This is a genomic window from Pantanalinema rosaneae CENA516 (assembly GCF_050753385.1).
GTDB classification, from domain to species: domain Bacteria; phylum Cyanobacteriota; class Cyanobacteriia; order Leptolyngbyales; family Leptolyngbyaceae; genus Pantanalinema; species Pantanalinema rosaneae.
In genome coordinates, this window is the sequence record NZ_JBLZFZ010000003.1 from 115,620 (window position 1) to 131,036 (window position 15,417).

At 46.1% G+C, this 15,417-nt stretch carries 17 protein-coding genes; 8 read left to right on the plus strand and 9 right to left on the minus strand.

Annotated features, from left to right (window positions below):
* Positions 1 to 209: 209 nt before the first annotated feature.
* Complete coding sequence (locus ACN4EK_RS02660) at positions 210 to 722, minus strand: MerR family transcriptional regulator (RefSeq protein WP_431655896.1); 513 nt, start codon at positions 720 to 722, stop codon at positions 210 to 212.
* Between the two features lie 447 nt (positions 723 to 1,169).
* Here ACN4EK_RS02660 and ACN4EK_RS02665 point away from each other — a divergent pair, with 447 nt between their 5' ends.
* The 6 genes from ACN4EK_RS02665 (at position 1,170) to ACN4EK_RS02690 (ending at position 6,789) form a co-directional block, all read left to right on the plus strand.
* Positions 1,170 to 1,886, plus strand: coding sequence for a hypothetical protein (locus ACN4EK_RS02665; protein WP_431655897.1), 717 nt, complete (start codon positions 1,170 to 1,172; stop codon positions 1,884 to 1,886).
* Positions 1,887 to 2,078: 192 nt separating this feature from the next.
* Complete coding sequence (gene istA, locus ACN4EK_RS02670; RefSeq protein ID WP_431655899.1) at positions 2,079 to 3,692, plus strand: IS21 family transposase; 1,614 nt, start codon at positions 2,079 to 2,081, stop codon at positions 3,690 to 3,692.
* On the plus strand, positions 3,610 to 4,329 hold the full coding sequence (gene istB / locus ACN4EK_RS02675; protein ID WP_431655901.1) for an IS21-like element helper ATPase IstB: 720 nt from the start codon (positions 3,610 to 3,612) through the stop codon (positions 4,327 to 4,329). The genes istA and istB overlap by 83 nt, the downstream gene beginning before the upstream one ends.
* A gap of 157 nt (positions 4,330 to 4,486) precedes the next feature.
* Positions 4,487 to 5,215 (plus strand): hypothetical protein, encoded by a 729-nt coding sequence (locus ACN4EK_RS02680; RefSeq protein WP_431655902.1) that lies wholly within the window; start codon positions 4,487 to 4,489, stop codon positions 5,213 to 5,215.
* Positions 5,208 to 6,047 carry a hypothetical protein gene (locus tag ACN4EK_RS02685; protein ID WP_431655904.1) on the plus strand — a complete coding sequence of 280 codons (840 nt, stop codon included), beginning with the start codon at positions 5,208 to 5,210 and terminating at the stop codon, positions 6,045 to 6,047. The genes ACN4EK_RS02680 and ACN4EK_RS02685 overlap by 8 nt, the downstream gene beginning before the upstream one ends.
* A 67-nt stretch (positions 6,048 to 6,114) precedes the next feature.
* Positions 6,115 to 6,789 (plus strand): hypothetical protein, encoded by a 675-nt coding sequence (locus ACN4EK_RS02690; protein WP_431655906.1) that lies wholly within the window; start codon positions 6,115 to 6,117, stop codon positions 6,787 to 6,789.
* 156 nt (positions 6,790 to 6,945) lie between these two features.
* Here the strand turns inward: ACN4EK_RS02690 and ACN4EK_RS02695 are convergent, their stop codons facing one another.
* From ACN4EK_RS02695 to ACN4EK_RS02730, 8 genes are all read right to left on the minus strand, one after another.
* Positions 6,946 to 7,530 (minus strand): siphovirus Gp157 family protein, encoded by a 585-nt coding sequence (locus tag ACN4EK_RS02695; protein WP_431655908.1) that lies wholly within the window; start codon positions 7,528 to 7,530, stop codon positions 6,946 to 6,948.
* A gap of 220 nt (positions 7,531 to 7,750) precedes the next feature.
* Positions 7,751 to 8,173, minus strand: coding sequence for a hypothetical protein (locus tag ACN4EK_RS02700; RefSeq protein WP_431655910.1), 423 nt, complete (start codon positions 8,171 to 8,173; stop codon positions 7,751 to 7,753).
* A 325-nt stretch (positions 8,174 to 8,498) separates the two neighbouring features.
* Entirely contained in the window at positions 8,499 to 8,783 is a 285-nt protein-coding gene (locus ACN4EK_RS02705) for a hypothetical protein (protein WP_431655911.1), read from the minus strand.
* Between the two features lie 100 nt (positions 8,784 to 8,883).
* On the minus strand, positions 8,884 to 10,026 hold the full coding sequence (locus ACN4EK_RS02710) for a hypothetical protein (protein ID WP_431655912.1): 1,143 nt from the start codon (positions 10,024 to 10,026) through the stop codon (positions 8,884 to 8,886).
* Between the two features lie 100 nt (positions 10,027 to 10,126).
* Positions 10,127 to 10,567 carry a hypothetical protein gene (locus ACN4EK_RS02715; protein ID WP_431655913.1) on the minus strand — a complete coding sequence of 147 codons (441 nt, stop codon included), beginning with the start codon at positions 10,565 to 10,567 and terminating at the stop codon, positions 10,127 to 10,129.
* 118 nt (positions 10,568 to 10,685) lie between these two features.
* Positions 10,686 to 12,023 carry a hypothetical protein gene (locus ACN4EK_RS02720; protein WP_431655914.1) on the minus strand — a complete coding sequence of 446 codons (1,338 nt, stop codon included), beginning with the start codon at positions 12,021 to 12,023 and terminating at the stop codon, positions 10,686 to 10,688.
* A gap of 55 nt (positions 12,024 to 12,078) precedes the next feature.
* The gene (locus ACN4EK_RS02725) at positions 12,079 to 13,017 is read right to left on the minus strand and encodes a relaxase/mobilization nuclease domain-containing protein (protein WP_431655915.1); all 939 of its coding nucleotides are present in this window, start codon (positions 13,015 to 13,017) and stop codon (positions 12,079 to 12,081) included.
* Entirely contained in the window at positions 13,014 to 13,400 is a 387-nt protein-coding gene (locus ACN4EK_RS02730) for a plasmid mobilization protein (protein ID WP_431655916.1), read from the minus strand. Before ACN4EK_RS02730 ends, ACN4EK_RS02725 begins: the two co-directional genes overlap by 4 nt.
* Positions 13,401 to 13,903: 503 nt before the next feature.
* Between ACN4EK_RS02730 and ACN4EK_RS02735 the strand changes: the two genes are divergently transcribed.
* Both ACN4EK_RS02735 and ACN4EK_RS02740 read left to right on the plus strand, forming a co-directional pair.
* Complete coding sequence (locus ACN4EK_RS02735; protein ID WP_431655917.1) at positions 13,904 to 15,034, plus strand: ParM/StbA family protein; 1,131 nt, start codon at positions 13,904 to 13,906, stop codon at positions 15,032 to 15,034.
* Positions 15,031 to 15,417 (plus strand): hypothetical protein, encoded by a 387-nt coding sequence (locus tag ACN4EK_RS02740; RefSeq protein WP_431655919.1) that lies wholly within the window; start codon positions 15,031 to 15,033, stop codon positions 15,415 to 15,417. Before ACN4EK_RS02735 ends, ACN4EK_RS02740 begins: the two co-directional genes overlap by 4 nt.

Consider the following 15,417-nt stretch of genomic DNA (forward strand, 5'->3'; position numbering starts at 1 on the left):
ACAGTGGAAAATTATGCAGTCGCGGTGATTAATTTGAAGATTGATGGATTGCTTGAATGATACTGGTTTGGGTAGTGTAGAGCGATCGCCCACTGCCGCTCTCTAGATCAAAGTAGGTGGCGAACCGTCGCTGCTTCCCTGTGGTCAATTGCAACAGATAATCGAAACCCGTTGTTGAATGCCCTGATAAACTGGTTGTTTAGCCCAAATTAGACCTCTAAAGGTGTACCTTTAATTCGTTTATCAAAGTCTAAGACGTGGTGTTTCTCTGCCTCTCTCTGCAATTCAGAAAATACTTCACCAATTTCACCAATTTGATGAATAGCAATCTGACCCTTATTATTGCCAGAAGCATTTAGAACAAGCATTCCAAATTCTTTCCAGTCTTCGATAAGATATAACTGCTTACCAACAAACACTAGGTTGTAGGTGAAAAGAGACGGCTCGTAGTTTCTCTCCTCCAGGAATTCAATGACTTTGCGAATTTCTTGTAGTGAGAGTCGTTCTCTCAAGCGGTCGATTACTTTTAGTTGCAAAATCTTTTCCCAACTGTAAATGACTTTGGGATGTTTTGGATTGCCAAGTTTTTCAGGTTTAACTAATCCAGTCTCATCTAGGTAACTTAGCCTACCAGAGTTTACTCCAGTTAAAGATATAGCCTCTTGGCGTGTGAAGCCGCTAATCATAGCAAAATTTTGTATGTATTTTCTTAAACCTATCATACTGATGTTTGGTATTAATGCTGATATTCAGCAAACTGTTTGAAAAGAGCCGAATTTAACCCAGTTTTTTTAACAAGTGTTTAGAATGGTAGTATCTTTTCTCTTAAGGATGAACAAAATGAGCAGTGAAAATCTGCATAAGCCTGGTGAGATAACACCTGTTAGTGGACAGTACGAGGTTACTGGACCTCGAGGCGGAAGCAAAGGAATAGAGGTAACCTCAACCAAGGGTAAGCCTCTTCCACCTACTTCTGAATCAGGTCTTCGCTATCGGCTAGTTGACCCAACCAAGCACAAAGGCGATAAATAACTTTTGGAAGTATGTGAGAGTAGGGGCGCTAAGGTGTTCAGACTTTCACATATTCCCAAGAGTGCTACCTCAAGCAGAGAGTTTAGGATTACTGAAGTAGAAATTAAGATATCAGAATGATTAAGCGGAGTAGGAAATTGACTAGTGGATCCAATGCTAAAAAAGTAAGCCCAAAAAGGCGATCTCGTGCTGTTGCTAGTTCAACAACTAGTCAAGGTACTAAAAAGGAGAACGATAAATCTAAAACAAAAGGAACTAGTAAGGTTCAAACTAATGGTTTAGATGACAGCACTAAAAGAAAAGAGAGAGTTGGCTCAAAAGCGAAAGCATCCAAAAAGATAGAAACCTCACTGAGAGAAGGAGCTAGTACGACAAGATCTCAGTCAAGTAAAAGTGTAAACAATAAATCAAAAAAAAAGCTGACTTCCGAGAATAAAGTTTCTGATAATAAATCTAGTTTAGGTAGAGATAAAAATGATAAGGCTTCAGTCAAGACGGCCAAGGTAAAACAACCTAAAAGTGGCGGTAAAGAAAAGCAAGGTTCAAAAGTTAAGACTAACATCCACCATAAACCTATTGCCAAGAAGACAATTGCTACTCAGGGGGTATCTAGTCAGCCTAAAGTTGTTAAAAAAATAAAACCTAAGAAAAAGCCTGATTTGAAGGCAAGTACGGTTAAGACTGCATTTAAAAAGTTTCAGTCTCAAATTGTTGATTTGGATCGAGTAATTACAGATAAAGGACGTGTAAGTCGTGACTATTTATTTGATCAAATTAAAAAAATAGCTAAAAATCAACCAGAATTTCCACCGTTGAGTGGTGACTATATTTCTTTTGGTTCATTTGCTTGTTGAGCGACAATTAACCTGGCCGCATCGCGACAATTAACTTGGCCGGTTCCAGACAGCCGTTCAGGTGAGCGAAGTGTGCCTTCTGACACAGTTTTACTGGATCAAAAAAAGACACTAGGCAACGTCAATTAACGCCAATTAAATGACTGCCCAGTGTCTGGAAAACGAATTAATTATCAACAGGTTCAACTATACATGAGCGCCAAAGAGAACGGCTGCACGCAGACAACTGCGGCAGCAAAAGCTGGCGTGTCTGTACGCAGTGGTAGACGGATAGAACAGGGCGAGTTGCAATCGCAACGAGGGCGTCCGCATGACTGGCGCACCCGCCGTGACCCGTTGGCTGAAGTTTGGGAAAGTGAATTGGTACCGATGCTGGAACACCAACCCAAACTGCAAGCGATAACACTATTCGAGTATCTGCAAGACACGTACCCCGGACGTTACAGCAAGTCCGTTATGCGCACCTTACAAAGGCGGGTGCAAAACTGGCGAGTCACGGCAGGTCCACCCAAGGTTGTGATGTTTGCTATCGAACACCCACCCGGAGAGATGGGCTTATCCGACTTCACCCACTTCAAGCAGGAACAAATTACGATTGCGGGTAAGCCGTTTGAGCATTTGCTCTACCACTACCGTCTAGCGTACAGCGGTTGGCAGTATGTCCAGGTGGTGCAGGGCGGGGAGAGTTTTGTAGCGCTCTCGGAGGGTTTGCAAAATGCCTTGAAAGCCTGTGGAGGCTGCCCCAAAGAGCACCGTACCGATAGCCTGAGTGCGGCTTACCGGAATCTAGGTTTGCGTACCGATATAGACATGACGCAGATGTACGACCGCTTATGCCATCATTACAACCTGCGTCCGAGTCGGAACAATCGTGGCATAGCCCATGAGAATGGGTCGATAGAGAGTCCTCACGGGCACTTCAAAAATCGCCTGCATCAAGCCCTACTATTGCGGGAGTCCTTTGACTTTCCATCGGTTGCCGCTTACCAGCAATTCATTGAACAGGTGATTATTCGACTGAACCAGGGATGCCAAACCCGTTTTGAAGAGGAAGTGCCCTATCTTCAGCCCCTACCCACCTATCGTTATCCGGACTACGAAGTGCTGAGCGTGAAGGTGAGTACCTACAGTACCATCCGGGTGCGACGGATGAGTTACTCGGTTCCCTCCCGCTTAGTGGGCTGTACTCTGACGCTGCATCTGCACCATGACCGGATTGTGGGGTTCTTCGGTCGTCAGCAGGTCGTTGAACTGCCTCGGCTTTACGCCCCGGCTGACAATCCTCGACAACGATTGCATTGCGTCAATTACCGCCATGTTATCGACAGCTTGCGCCTCAAACCGGGGGCATTCCTCTATTGGGTCTGGCAACAGGACCTCTTGCCCAACGACCATTACCGCCAATTATGGCGGCAGATTGAGCACCAATTTGACTCCTATACGGCGGCTCGCCTGATGTGCGAGGCCCTCTATATTGCGGCCAAGCAGGACAAGGAACACGCAGTTGCTCAGTATTTGGAGGCTCAACTAAATGCCAACGCCCTCAGTCTAGTGGGGCTACAACAGCAATTTCATTTGGTAGACGTGCCGTCCCCACCCACTCTACAAACCCAACAGCATGACCTCACCCATTACGACCAGTTGCTCTATGCCCATACCACCTACGGCCACGACAGCGATGGAAACCCTCAGCCTGCTGCTCAAATCCCTCAAACTGCCCTACATGAAACAACAGTGGCAGGAACTGGAGCGTCAAGCCCTCCAACAGGGGTGGACCCATGCCCAGTTTCTACTGGCACTGTGTGAGGTCGAAGCGACGCAACGCTACCAAGCTCGAGTCCAACGCGCCCTCAAAGATGCCCACCTGCCGCCTGCCAAAGCCTTTTCCAATTTTGACTTCAGCCGGTGTCCGGGTGTCCATCAGCCCACCGTCACGCAGTTGAGTCAGGACAAAAGCTGGCTCAAACGCGGCGACAACCTCCTGCTGTTTGGTCCTTCTGGCGTCGGCAAAACCCATCTCGCTGCCGCCGTTGGACGCTGCCTAATCGAGTTAGGAGCAACGGTCAAATTCCTCTCTGCCACCACTCTGGTGCAATTGCTGCAAGCAGCTAAGGCCAATCTCCAGCTTCAGTCTGCGCTGCTAAAGCTGGATAAGTTTGACCTACTCATCCTCGATGATCTTAGCTACGTCAAAAAGTCAGAAACCGAGACCTCGGTTCTGTTTGAATTGATTGCCCACCGCTATGAACTCAAAAGCCTCATGATTACAGCCAATCATCCCTTCAGTGCCTGGGACGACATCTTTATGGATCCAACCATGACTGTCGCTGCCGTCGATCGCCTCGTCCACCATGCGCTCATCCTGGAAATCCAAGCCGAAAGTTTTCGTCAGCAGGCCGCCAAAGAGCGATCTGCGACCTCACAGCAAAACCGGCCAAAATAATTAGCGCGGAGCGGCCAAAATAGTTGACGTTTCATAATTTGCTAGAAAAACAAAAATTCGTCCCTTAAATGATATTGATCTTTTGATTCTTTTGAACAATAGGAGCGTTAATGTAGAGATTTCCTATCAGCAAAAGGCTTCAGGTTATGGAGTTAATATGACAGCGGTTTGTCAAGTAAAGATTACAGATAGTAATTCACCTCTACAGCGGTTTACAAATAATAAAGGATATGTCAATTCAATTAAAGTATTGAATCGAATTAAACATTGTCTTACCTATATCACTAACTATAGAAACTCTGGAAAAAATAGACGCATGCAAGCCGTAACGTTAAATATAAAGTCTCAACCTTGGACTTTTGATATTGTGCCAGCGATTCCGATCTATGATTACCGTGATAAGGTCACTCATTTTTTAATCCCTGATGGATACGGAAATTGGATTAGAACTAATCCTAAGATTGATGCTGAAAGTATTACATCGGCAAATATTAAACACAAAGGTAGACTTTTATCTATCTTGCGATTGTTAAAGTATTGGAATGAGCGCAGACACAAACCAGTTCTAATGTCTTACTATTTTGAAACCTTGGTGGTCCAGACTTTTCAGTACGCTCCTGAAATAACTAACATTCCAGAAGCACTTGAATATTTCTTCCAAAATTGCAACTTTTATCTAATCAGTAGCTGTCCTGATCCCAAAAGGTTAGGTGAGGCATTAGATGTAGATGTTGGATCTAATACTAAACAAAGCATCAGCAAGGCTCTTGGGAAGGCTGCAAGTCATGCGCGTCATGCAATAGCTGCTGAATCTAAAAACGATCAGAAAACTGCTATTTACTGGTGGAAGAAAGTTTTTGGCTCGGAGTTTCCAATTTATGGCTAATACTAGCAATCAGGTAAAACAGAATCCAAGGGCACTTTGTCAAGTCTATTTTACCTTGGCGAAGCGGTGGGCAAGATTTTCTTTTATTTCTAAGTTGGCAGGGTTTCTAGTTGGTGTTTTGACTGTTACGATTCCACTAGTGCCGACCTATGCTCCAGTGTTTGTATTTGTATTGGCGGTATTAGCAGATTGGCTGGCATGGCGGTCAGATGCTTATAAGGGGATTGCTGAGGCTCTGCTGCGTAAACTGGATGGACATGACTCTTTTGGATGGGCACTTTCAAAAGCTGAACTCTCAGATTTGCTAATGCGAAGTCCATTAAGAGTTGACAAGCTTGTGGTTACAAAAGCATTATCTGGAAAATATTTTGCTAGTAAAGAGCCACCTGGAACAAAGAGAGCATTAGAGAATTTACAAGAGTCTGTTTGGTGGAGTAAACATTTATCAGAGCGGATGAGCAACTATTACCTCATTGGGACTTGCTTACTAGTTTGTATTTCTATACTTGTACTGCTGATCAGTGTTCAGACTATTGATAATACACAAACTTTATCTAGTCTTGGACGAGTTGTAACATCTGCTCTAACTTTAGTGTTCTCGCTAAATTTATTTCGTTCTGTTCTAGGCTATCAAAGTTTTAGTATTAAAGCAGGACAAATTGAGAAAATTGCTGAAAATCTTCTTGCGAGTTCAGGCATCCAGGAATCGGAAGCTATTAAATTAATGAGTGAATATCAGCTTGCTCGTGCTTCTGCTCCATTAATCCCAACATGGTTATGGAATAGGATGGAAAATGAACTAAATGCGACATGGAAGCAGTATCGCCAGTAAAAATCTTCTAGATTTAATTAGACATTTAGCTAAAGAAAACTTTTAATAGGAGTGAGAATATTTGATTATGACTTATACACTTCTTGAACTAAACACCGAAGATATCCTGGTAGCAATTCCTGATCCCATAAAGTTACCACTGGTTCTAGACATTTTAAAGCCCTATTATACTCCTCGCATATTGATGGGAGCCACCATCTATCTAGTTGCTGAAAATCTTCAGGAGAGCAAGGTTTTTCGTCGAGCTGTTCTTGCATCAGAGGAATACGCAAGAGTGAATTTAGAATCAGAAGTCCATTTACACTTTCCAATCAGTGATGAGATAGCTCATTTGGTAAAGTTAAGAGTGGCTAAAGCAAGAGCTTCTAGAATCAAAGATTGCATTGTTAATGTCCTGAGAGGAAGTAGAAGCATGAGAAGTATTGGTTCTAAATCTATCTACACTTCTTCTTCATGGAGTGGTGCGGTTGGTACATGGCGGACGTTTAACGGTGAAACTGCTTGTGGATGGGGTGATTCTGAACGATTTACTTCCGATAATTCTTATCTTGGTGAGTTAACCTTCATATTGGCACAAGAATTGGAGCAGCCTGCACGCTGGGTTCGTATACCCGAAGACGACCGAATTCTTCTGGAGCATAACTTTCCTACCAGTAGTGAACGCACCAACGTTACCATTGAAACTGCGAATGCTAAAGATTTAGGCTTAACTGAAGCAATGATTGCCGCTATGGTTCGTTAATAGCTACTAGCAATCATTTTGGCGATCGCCTCTTCTGGTGTTAGCCATTTCATAGCAGAGACAAATTAATGGTCTAGCTGACATGGCGGTAGCCAGGACAATGCAAAAACTAGCCAGCAGCAGAGACACATCCTTGCTGCTGGCTGACGAAAGGGTTTATTGCTCTGCCAAAAGTGAGTTTTTGAAGTCCTGAATCGCCGTAGCGGTTAGTGCATAAATGACGCGCCGCCTGCGTTCGATATGGGTGCCATCGACGGGAACGCCTCTCTTCCAGGCAGCAATGATCGCTTTCTTGTCGGCAGCATAAGTGACTTTCTTTTTGCGGAACTCATCTGGCAAGTCTTCTGCATCCACCAGTAGCTCACAACTGGGAGGATTTTCGCGAATGGTGATGCGGAGTGAATGTCCGACGACTTCATCGGGCAGCCCCCCGGCTAGGTTTTGCTCCAGAATACTTTGATCGAGGGACTGTCGCCATCGTTCCAGGCGATCGAGTGCATCTTGATGTATGGCTTTCAAGTGTTCTAGCCGCTGTTTGATCCCTGCAATCTCAGCATCAAGTTGAAATGCGAGTTCAGCGTGAAGGTCGATCGCGTCTTCCTGCGCTTCCTGGGTTTCCCAAATCGCTGCAAGAAGTTCTGCTTCCTCCTCAACTGTTTGAGAATGGGTGAGCAGATCCCAGAGTTCCGCTGCTGCTTGAGAGAGTCCTGCCAGGGATTGTTGAGCCAGAGGAAAGGTCATGATTACCATCTCCCACAAGATTCGTAATAGTCTCGTTCTGCTTCAATGTCTGCCAAAATCATCAGAGTGCCTGGATTAATGTCTTCTGAGGATTGCTCGGATTCAAGAGAGAGGTCAGGATGGGTGATTGTCAGTGGTACTGAGTGATTCGTAGAACTGGTTGTCAGAGTTTGCATAGGGGTAGCCTTGATCACGCTGTATGAACCAGCGCGATAGCGCACTACCTCTGTGCCATAAACCGTCGAATGCTTCTGGCACACACAATACACCGAGCTTTCCGGTGACCTTCAAACCCTAATTTCCAGGCAGGTGTGCGAATTAGTTTACCGTTACGGATATGAATAATCAATCCATAGCGAGCACCATCCCAGGCAAGGCTACTATCTGCGCTGTAAGCCAGATACCGCAAATGATTGAGGGCAACTGTCCAATTGCACCCATAGATGTGAAACCGTTGAGGATATTGCTGACAGAGGGTTTTCAATTGACGCAGCATTTTGCAGGCGATCGCCCGTTCCTCCAGGTTTTCAGATTTACCTTGACGCATTAGCATTACTAATCCACCAATTCCCACAATCTTGCTGCATTGCAGGTAGTAATTGAGATATTCCTTGGGCGTTCCCCAACCCCATACCGGAACCATTTTGACAGGTGATTTCTTAAAATTTTGCTTAAGCCAGTGGTGTGCACTCACCCAGTTTTGATAAGTTGCTTTTGAGTCTCCGATCACGTCAGGTGCACTCACCCAAACATAATTACCTGAAACGGCAGCTTCCATGTATGAAATCACATCTAGCGTACCGCCGTGCCTGAAGTAGTGATAGGCATTAGAGTCTAAAGCCACCCTGTGAAATCCTTCAACCAAATGAATTTTTGTTGGATTCACAAGTACTCGATGTACACCCGCCTGTTGCAGCATCAAGGCATCATTCTTGCCAGAAAGCCCACTAAAATAGAAGCGCATGAAGCTACTCGCCATCCTGTTGCAAAGTAGCCAAAGCGTTTTGGATGATTGGTAGGGCATCTTCGTCAGCAACAGGTACAAGTCGATAAATTCGAGTGTTTTGGGCAGTGTATCCAAAGTCCTCGATCAAGGATGCCAGCAGTTCGGCTGCCCTCTGGAGCGTACCGTAGGTATGGGGTTCTTCTAATGGCAAAATAGGATAGAAAATCTCCTGCTCTGACCACGGCAGAGGTTCATCAACCTTAACCACTACAAACGCTGGAGAATTTGAGTTTAGCGATTCGGACATAGACCTCTCCAGATTAGTAAACAGGTGAGGGCATACAGCCCATCTCAGTTATCTGGAGCGGAAGCTCTACCGCGATCGCGATATCGTGGTGTACTTGGGCTCAGGGAGCAAAGAGGTTCAATTGGACAGGTTTACTAGGTCCTGTTAGTTCTCTCCAATGTTGGTCAAAAGCTTTTAGGCTACGGCATTTGTTTTTTGCCAGCTTGGGAGCAACGACATAAAATTCCTCGAAAGCTGGATAAACGCCTTCTTGCCGTTGATAGCGATAGCATCGTTTGCCATATAGGTCTTCTACTAGGGCATTATGACGTTGGCAAATCACTTCTAACTTGGATTCCATCTGAGCTTTGTTACCTTCATTGATGAGAACCACGTTGCGATCGGAGTTGACGTAGGGCTTGCCATTCTTCCCAATCAATTGTTTGTAAGTGCGTTGCACGTGATAGATTGCCCACTGTAATTGCTGTAATAGCTGCTCTAATTCATCAAAGGCAGCCTGATTACCACTTTTTGCCATCAGATCATAAGCAGTGCCTGATGAGAATAAGTGCATTCGGGGGTTAAACGCCAGGGCGTTCATTTCCATCAGCAGTGTCAATCCTGCGGCTTTTGGGTCCCGATCATAGCGGGCGATCGCAGCTTGCTTTTGTTGAAACGGGCAATAGCTACAGGCAGATTTCCTCCAAAGAACTCGCAAAGTGCTGTAGAGATATTCAATGCAGTCGTCTCTTGTCCATCCCCATTCGATGAGCGGATAGAGAAACTGGTGTCCCTGGCAGGTATAGCCATCAGCCTTACCAGCCCGCTTGATTTCATCGGCGTTGTAACCCAAATAGGGACCAAAGGCTTCTGTGATGTGGTCTGAGATCCAGGCATCAAGCACCTCTCCCTTCCAGCGTTGCGCGCAAATATGAGGTCGTCCCAAGCGAGGTACAGTTCCAGACTGGAGTAAATCACGGCTGAGGGGAAAGTATCCTTCGGTGTGCAGCTCATAGGGCTGGTGAGTGTCACTGAGAATGATATAGCCATCCAGTTTACTGGTAGAGGCTTTTGCAACCTGCACCAATCGAACCTGGTATTCCCGCATTACCGGAAAGAGATGAGTTTCACAAAGGTATTTGGTTTCATTCATCTCATCGCCAGTTTGCGCGGCTAGCACAATCAGATTGTGGAAGTCATTGAAGGGACGAGACTGAGGCTCCAGCAGCCAACGCACGAGGATTGCTGTGCTCTCGACTCCCATGCCCCAATTAAGAAGATGTAGCTGAGGAATCATGGCATAGAGATAAAAAAATCCTCCAGACAAGTGCCTGAAGGAGCCAGCAGAAGGGAGCTAGAAGTTCTTAAAGGGTGGTTCCTGTTCGCTCAGTGATATGCAGGAACCCGACATTCGTGCCTTCTGGGTTTGCTTGAGCGATGACATAAAAGAAAGCTTCTGCATCTGGTTGTTTAACGATCAGGTAAGGGTAGCCATCCTGAGTTAAGCCCACCTGGTGGATCTGACCACCGATCAACTTAGCGAGTTGTTGTTGATAGGGATTCATAGCGATGTCCTGATTAGTCTGCCCTTGCTGGAGCCAATTATGAAAGTCGATACTTTCAGGTTCTGGTGCGCGATCGCTGGGTTTAAGCTTGCGTGTGCGGTCGTATATTGCCTCTGGCACTACACTCTTCAGATGCGCGTCAACGGCATTGAAGTTTACGGTGTGAAGGTTGCCCCAGGGAAGACTCACATGAAAGCGGTGCGGTTCGCCGACCAGGTTGAAGTTGAGATAGTACTCCATATTGCTCAGAGATTAAAGATTTGAAAGCAGTGGAGCGGTAGCTCTAAAGTAAACTTAGGGAATAAAAACTGAAGTTTTAGCAAGATCTATTCCCTAAGTCAATTGCAGGGGTACTTAATCAGCAGGATAGGCGGGTCAGGGGTTGAACCGTTGGTTTACCATGTCTTTTATGTTTCCGCGATCGCCATTGACTTACACTTACAAGAATTGAGTCAAGGCTGCGACTAGCAAAAGCAGGGGTTTTGCTAGCACTCTGCCAGATGGTTTCTGCTTCGGCAGCATCTAAAGGGGGTGTACAGCGATCGCAGTATTGCTCGAAGAGTCGATACGGATCAGGATGGTGAGCAATCTGGTGTCGGGTTAATAGATCAGCGGTTCCCAATAGATTTCGAGCTAGCTTGTATCCTGCGTTGTTACGGTTGCCTTCCAGCTCACCGTACTTTAAGAGGGCGCGATCGCTTTTTGTCAGGCAGATGGTTAGCGGAATTGAGATCCCGCTAGCGCGGTGATGTTTGAGAGATAAGTGATTATCTCTTGCAAGGCTTGTTCCAAGTCTCCGATGCTTCAGCACAGTTGAGCGAGATCTTAGAGCAGGCGGTTGAGTCAGTGCGGAGTGTGGGTCAACAGAATCATTCATTTTCGCCAGATGAACCAGTTGTACCCACTTCCGCCAATGCTGATCCGATAGTCCATAAGGAAACAGTCCAGTGGCATCCAAAGCAGTATTCAGCTTCCTGAAACTGTATTGGGACGTGGAATAATCCTCCAAGGTGATTGCTCTAGCACTGCTCAACTCCCCATTTTTTACTTCCCTGCGAACCATACCTGGAAGCCGCATAGAACGCGCTAAATTGCAGATTGCTGGGTCAGCATTTTGAGCGATCGCAAGTTTCCGATTCAGCAAGATCCAGTTCTCTGGAGATAGCCCAACACTGCATCTGAGATATACATGGAGGGACTTTCCCCCGGTATAGACAACTGCTGCGGGTTCTAACCCAGTCATATGCTTAAATCGTTCCAACGCACCATATTGATCAGTCAGAGGTAAATCATCAATTTCGTAGAAAAGGCACTGACATTGCCTGACATGGTTGTTGCTAATCCCTTTATCAGGTTGGTTGGGATAGAAGCTAACGGTTGCACCCAAATAGGAAAATTTGAATGCAAGTGCCCACCCATCTGCATAGCGTTTGGGAGTGAGTTGCCAGCAGGTATTACCCTGGCGATCTCGCCCACCCTGAGTGCAGCAGTAGAGGGTAAAGCCCTGGGGAGTGATGCTGCCACAAAAAATGTAATGACCGTAGATCAGTTGATTGTTCTTCCAGTAGCAGTTCCAGTTGTCAGGAATGATTTCTACAGGCAGATCCCAGGAAATTCGTAACCAGATTTTAGCACCTGACACAAAGCCAATGTGCCTGAGAAATTGAATCGTCATTTGTCGCAGATTGACATTCATCGCAGTTAAGCCAAGAGCGTTGTTACTCTCTGAGTGGCGTTAGCTGCCCTGACTATCAAAGTTCTAACTCTCGTTGTCGGTGTTTTGATAATTTGGATTTTTTGCGATGTTTCGCTGCATTATCGTCTCGTTGGATCTCTTCTATATTCGATACCTGCACTAACGAATCTGCATCGATTCCACTGGTAGTTGATGAATTAACGGACTGTTCTACCAGTTTTTTAATTAATTCCGCATCTCGATGTGAGTCATAGTTTACTCCCCTGTACCTCTGCAAGCCTTGGAAGGTGTAGGCTTTGCCCAGATGAGTTCCACTGAAAGCAATACCATTTAATTCGTAGCTGATGCCTTTTACCCCACCAGTTTGACGATCGCGAATCCGAACACTGATGCCGTTTTGCTGTAGCTGCCCAATTAGCTGAGGCATAGTGACAGGAGATTGAGTGGCTTGATCAAGCGATCGCTGAAGCTGCACTCGAATACTTTCCTCACCAGTCCGAGCCAGTAATCGCTGTTCTCCAGTAGTGGGGCTACGGCTGTCTTGTTCCTGGCTGGAGTGGAGCGATCGCAACCCATAGTCCTGTTCCAACTGGCGAATAGCGGCTTCACTCCGGCGATAATCCCAGCTATCGGAAACGGTTGTTCCATCCAACCGAACCCGACTGGCGACAATGTGTGCATGATCATGGTCGCGATCGCTATGCCGCACAACGACATACTGATTCATGTCAAAGCCCATTGCCTGAAGATATTTCTGGGCAATATCGTGCCAGGTGTCATTCTCCAGATGCTCGGTGTAATGCAAACTCAGGGAGGCGTGGTAGACGATTCGACTTACTCTGGGGTTTAACTGTCGGCAAAATCGGAACTCCGCTGCTAACCCACGCGGGGTTGTTTCCTCCATATTGCTGCCAATTAAGCTGGCTCCATCTTTGCCAAATAGATAATTGAGCAGTTTGCTAAAGCTTCGACCTTTAATTTGTTTGCCGATCACGATTCGTCTTCAATCTCTGTCATGAATTCCAGGTCAGTAAGTTCTCGCCGTATTTGGCTCAAGAGACTTCTGGTTTGATTCAATAACTCCTGATCGACCACGATCGGAGTTGCTTGAAGTGGAGCAATGGTGTTGGTGCTAGCCTTTGTGTTAGCAAGTATTGCCTTAGCAATTTGATTCAGGCTGTCACTGATTTTGGTTAGTTCCCAGTAGGTTAGACCCGCGATTCGGGTGACGCGCCGGGGGAGCTGATTTTTCAACGTCTTGGCACGAAACAACTCTGCCATCGTCAGGTTGTTCTCTGCCGCCATACAGCGCACCTGCTCTTTCTCCTCAGCATTGAGGGAGATATGAAACTTGATAGGACGTTTCTGCGATGACATTCCAGCCAATCAGGAAGACGGTGAAGATTCTTCTCTAGCTTTGCTGTTCCTTCGTTGACTTGTGATCGACCAGTCGGTTATCTTTTTGATTTCTGCATCGGGCAATAGCCTTTTACAACAAACAAAGCTCACGGGTGTTGCAATAACACCATTGTTTTATTCCAATAGATGAATATACATTACAACATGGCTTGCTCTGCATCCTGGATTTTGAACGGGTACTGTAGTCTGTTGTAAGAATGTGGGTCATGGGTGGAATGCTGCGAGAAACCTGTGGACATTTGAGGGCATTGAGTGTCAACAAGTTCGGCTTATTAGGAATTCAGCGCCTTGATCGGGTGGTCAAATGAGGATGGAGACGAACCATTGAGGGAAACTGTGGTCATTTGTGAACCCCTGTGTGTGAGAAAATCCGGGTTTCTCTTTTCTATCCACATGGATGATGAGCATTCATTCAGTGCTTGCTAAGTTGAGGAAGCGCTAACCTAACTGATTAACCCGTGATGTCTGACCTCACGTTGACTTTCGATCCAGGCTCCTCACTCAGTAAAGTGATCTATCACTTAGCGGATGGCAGACCTCGATTGCTGCTTATGGAGCCTGAAGTGATTGAACTCAGCTTGAGTTCAATTGATGCCCACTTGAGAACCAGAGGAAGCCTTGGTATCACCCGACCTGAAGATGATGTTTGGCTGCAATGTAGTGATAGTCAACACTGTCAGGTGGTTGGTTATTTAGCACGTCAGTTTCTGGCAGCCGTGCGGATGAATGAGTTGAAATATGAACGGGCTTTATACAAAGTGCTGGCATCTGTAGGAGCAATCGCCATACAAACTAATCTACCTCGAAAGTTTTCTGTTGCGATCTCTGCTTTGTTACCCTACAGCGAATACCAGAATGCTCAACGCTTTCAGCAACTTCTGAAACAACATCTCAAGAATTATAGCTTTCGCGGTGAACGCCTCCAGGTCAAGCTAGAAGCCTTTGAGTGTCGTCCCGAGGGGGGAGGTTTAGCAATGGCGCGAGTGATGCAGAACGGGGCAGAGTGGTTCCAGCAACAGACGTTGGCTGTGCTGATGTTTGGGCATCGGAATACCAGCCTATTGCTGTTTGAACGGGGCAAGCTGGCGATCGGTAACACCACCGATTTGGGCTTTCATCAACTGGTAGATAAGGTATTAAACCGTACCTCTGGTCAAAGTGCTGATTCGTTAACGAGCGCAATCTATAGTATTGGCAATCAGATCGCCCCTGATAATCCACAACTTCAACATCTGGTGAAGACGCGATCGCCTACTGAACAAAAACTAGAACGCGAACAAATTGTCACTGCTATTTTGACTGCCAAAGAGGAGTACTGGTCACGATTGCAAGATTGGCTTGACACCATGCTGCCGAATGTCACAGAGGTGATTATTTCTGGCGGAGCTGCTCTTTATCTCCATGATGAATTGGAAAGTTATCTCAATCGAACCCCGACCTATTGGGGTAATGACCTTCAGCGACGATTACAAGACCTGTTAGGACTGGATTATCGCTCGAACCGTTTAGATGCAGAGGCACTGTCCTTTCGTTTAATTGATGCTTTTGGAATGTACTGCGACTTTGTTGAGCAGTTGGCGGAGGTCGCATGAACAATATTTCCCAAACCTCGCGCAAACGCGAAGATTTCAGCTTTCGCTATTCGCCCTACACCGACACTTCAGACGGTGTATTGACAGCATTTTTGAAGAAAGGTGATGGCGTGAGGCAGGGCAAAGAGTTGATGTTGGAGTCCGCTAGAGCTTTTTGGATGGTAGCCGCTCGTCAGGCAGAAGGTCTGTTGAGCCAGGAAGAACTACGCCAACTGGGATTGAGCTGCTGTCGTGCTTTGGAACGTCAGGCAGACTATATCCGGGAATGTTTGCAACTACCAATTCCATCTGCTGAATCTTCAACAATCGAATATACCAATGGCGATCGCCAAAATGGCAGTAACAAGCCCGCCGAACGGACAACCCGAACCATGTGGCAATAG